Raw genomic sequence first — 3,370 nt, forward strand, 5'->3', positions numbered from 1 at the left:
ATGTTTGATGATTTCAAGCTGATCCTGGGCGCTACTTTGACGTTATTGGGCCTTATTATCGGCTTCACGTTTTCGATGGCAGTCAGCAGGTACGATCAGCGCAAGAATCTTGAAGAAGAGGAAGCCAACGCGATCGGGACGGAATATGTGAGGGTGGACTTGTTGCCTACCACCGATGCAGCGAGAGTGCATACTTTGCTGAAGAGCTATCTCGATCAGCGGGTCCTTTGCTACAAAACATCCGACGAGCAACTACTTGAGCATATTAACCTCCAGACTGCACAGCTGCAGTCGGAGATGTGGTCATCGGTCAGTGGGCCCGCGTCTCAGCAGCCGACGATCCTGGCCGCTCTTGTTATTGCCGGCATGAACGACGTGTTGAATGCGCAGGGATACACTCAGGCAGCGTGGTGGAATCGAATCCCCGTCGCGGCATGGTGCCTCCTGATTACCATCGGTATCTTCTGCAACGTGTTGGTGGGTTATGTTGCGCGAGGTAGAAGCGCATTACTGTTTTGGATCCTGCCGATTGTTCTTGCCGTCTCGGTGTTCCTGATCGCAGACATCGACAGCCCGAGACATGGAGTAATCCGGGTGCATCCCCAAAATCTCGAAAGCCTCGCGAATTCCTTGCGCGCGCACTGAGCCGCGTTTCACGGGCTCCCTGTCAGTTTTGCCAGTTTTTGATCCTCCATAGCTAACCTAACCTCCCCACGAAAGGCCCGAAATCGGCCTCCGGCGCCTGCGACTGAATCAGTATGTCGTAAGAACCGGTGAGTCTGGCACGAGTGTAGAAGCACCGTGGTCGAAAATGTTGGCATGAAAAGTCCTTGTGCGGAACCGCGGGTTACTCCGCTCGCAAACGCAGGATGCGGCCAGCTTCGCGAGAGAAAAGCTCTGAGTGAACCGCCGGTTGGACAGGGGTTTCGGAAATCGAGACAGGAGAGCAATTATGGGCAGCGCTACAAAAGCACAGGACATTCAACTTGACCGGTTTTTCACTGTGGCCGAGGCACGACTGGATCGCTGGCGCTCGCTATTGCAAGCAGCACGCACCTGGGAAGCCGCGGCTAACCAACCGCGCCACGAAGTTGAGAGATGTAAAGAAACCGTCTCGGCGGCATTTGTGGAACTGCGGCAGTGGGAGGATTTTTTTGCATTTCCAGGAGCGGCACTCCTGAAGACGCTTCAGGAGAGCGTCGCTGCCGGCGACCCAATCGGCACGGTCGGGATGGTGCAGAAGATCAGCGCTGCTCTGCTTACACATTCTTACCGCAGCAATCTTGCCGATTGGGAGAACGAGGAGCAGTTGATGAGCCTCACCGATCGGATGCCTGGTGCGCGTGAAGGTTCCCAGTATCGCCCGTATTTCGAGGTTCTGGTGGTGAATCCGGCTCGACCATCGGCGTGGTCCGACTTGGCGCAAGAACTGCGCAGGTTGCGCCGACCACAAGACAGGTTTGTCTACGAGTCGGTGTTCGTCGGGAATTTCGAGGACGCAGTGCTCGGGGCAATCCTAAACGGTAGTATCGAAGCCGTGGTCATCTATGAGGGATTTCCCTTCTCATCGTCGCACAACAATCCTGTTTTGCGAGAATTCCTGACAAACCACCTGGCGGCCAGCGGGATTGATACGACTTCAGGACAATACGGCTTGGCTGTGGCGCGGGGGCTGAAGCAGTTGAGGCCCGAGCTGGATGTCTACTTCCTCAGCGATCGGCAAGCGGAAAAAATCGCCGGGGACACTGGTGCTGCATGCGTCCGGCGCATTTTCTATCAGGTGGAAGAACCTCTGGAGCTGCACCTGAGCATCCTCGACGGCATCACAGACCGTTACGACACACCTTACTTCGATAACTTGCAGAAGTATGCGCAACGGCCGATAGGTACGTTCCACGCGCTGCCGATTGCAAGAGGGAAATCGATCTTCAAGTCGAACTGGATTCGCGACATGGGAGAGTTTTATGGGCTGAACCTGTTTCTGGCGGAGTCCTCAGCCACCACCGGGGGCCTCGACAGCCTGCTGGAGCCAACAGGAAACATCAAGATTGCACAAGAGAAGGCCGCGCGAGCTTTTGGCGCAGACCACGTGTTCTTCGTGACCAACGGAACCTCAACGTCAAACAAAATGGTGGAACAAGCGTTGCTGGCGCCCGGCGACATCATGCTGGTCGACCGCAACTGCCACAAGTCCCACCACTATGGCGCGGTAATTTCTGGGGCCTTCCCGCTGTATGTAGAAGCCTACCCGCTGACGCAGTACTCGATGTACGGGGCAGTGCCGCTGCGCACGATCAAGAAAGCTCTGCTCGATTTGAAGGCGGAAGGCCGGTTGGATCGAGCAAGGCTTCTTGTACTCACGAATTGCACCTTTGACGGTCACATCTATAACACCGAGAGAGTGATGGAGGAATGCCTGGCGATCAAGCCGGATCTCATCTTCCTGTGGGATGAGGCGTGGTTCGGATTCGCAAGATTCAGTCCCTTCTATCGCCGGCGCACAGCGATGGGAGCCGCAGCAACACTGGAACAAAAGTTTCAAACTCCAGCGTACCGCGCAGCGTACAAAGAACAGGAAAAAAAGCTGGGAGCCGATCTACGCCCGGACGATAAGAGGTTGCTGGAAACGCGCTTACTCGCAAACCCGGATAAGGCACGGCTGCGGGTATACCAGACCAACTCAACTCACAAATCCATGTCTTGCCTCCGGCAAGGCTCGATGGTGCTCGTCAAGGACCCGGACTATCACACCGTGGAAGAGCAATTCCACGAAGCAGTCTTCACCCACGCATCCACTTCACCAAACTTGCAGATCATTGCCTCTCTAGACGTAGCGCGGCGGCAGATGGAGCTGGAGGGCTACGAACTGGTGAACCGAGCCATTCAGTTGGCGCTGGACCTGCGCCGCGAAGTGAATTCGCATCCGCTCGTCTCGAAGTACTTCCGGATCCTCGGTGCCGACGAAATGATTCCCGCGGAGTTCCGAAATTCGGGATTTGTAGACTACCTGACGCCAGGAGCCAATTGGGCAACCGCAGTAAAGGCGTTCAACGAAGATGAATTCGCCCTCGATGTCACACGGCTCACACTGGTCTGCGGGGCCGCGGGCTTTGACGGCACGCAGTTCAAAAATCTGCTCGCCGCCGAGTACGACATTCAACTCAACAAGACATCGCGCAACAGCGTGCTGCTCCAGACGAATATTAACAACACGCGCAGCGACATCGCCCAACTCATAAAGGTACTCGTCCAGATCTCACAGGGCATCGAGAAGAAACTTGCGGATGGCGGCGCCGCGGCTAAGCAGGCATTTGCTGCCCGAGTGAAATCCCTGATGACGGACGTGCCGGATCTTCCAAATTTCAGCTCC

Annotated in this window: 2 protein-coding genes; both read left to right on the top strand. The window is 55.8% G+C overall.

Going from position 1 to position 3,370, the window contains the following annotated elements; all coding sequences use genetic code 11:
- On the top strand, positions 1–645 hold a 645-nt coding region (locus VNX88_10895; protein ID HWY69167.1), incomplete at its 5' end, for a hypothetical protein.
- 307 nt (positions 646–952) lie between these two features.
- Positions 953–3,370: hypothetical protein (locus VNX88_10900; GenBank protein ID HWY69168.1), on the top strand; the 2,418-nt coding region annotated here is incomplete at its 3' end.

The organism is Terriglobales bacterium, from assembly GCA_035567895.1.
Classification (GTDB): domain Bacteria; phylum Acidobacteriota; class Terriglobia; order Terriglobales; family Acidobacteriaceae; genus Gp1-AA112.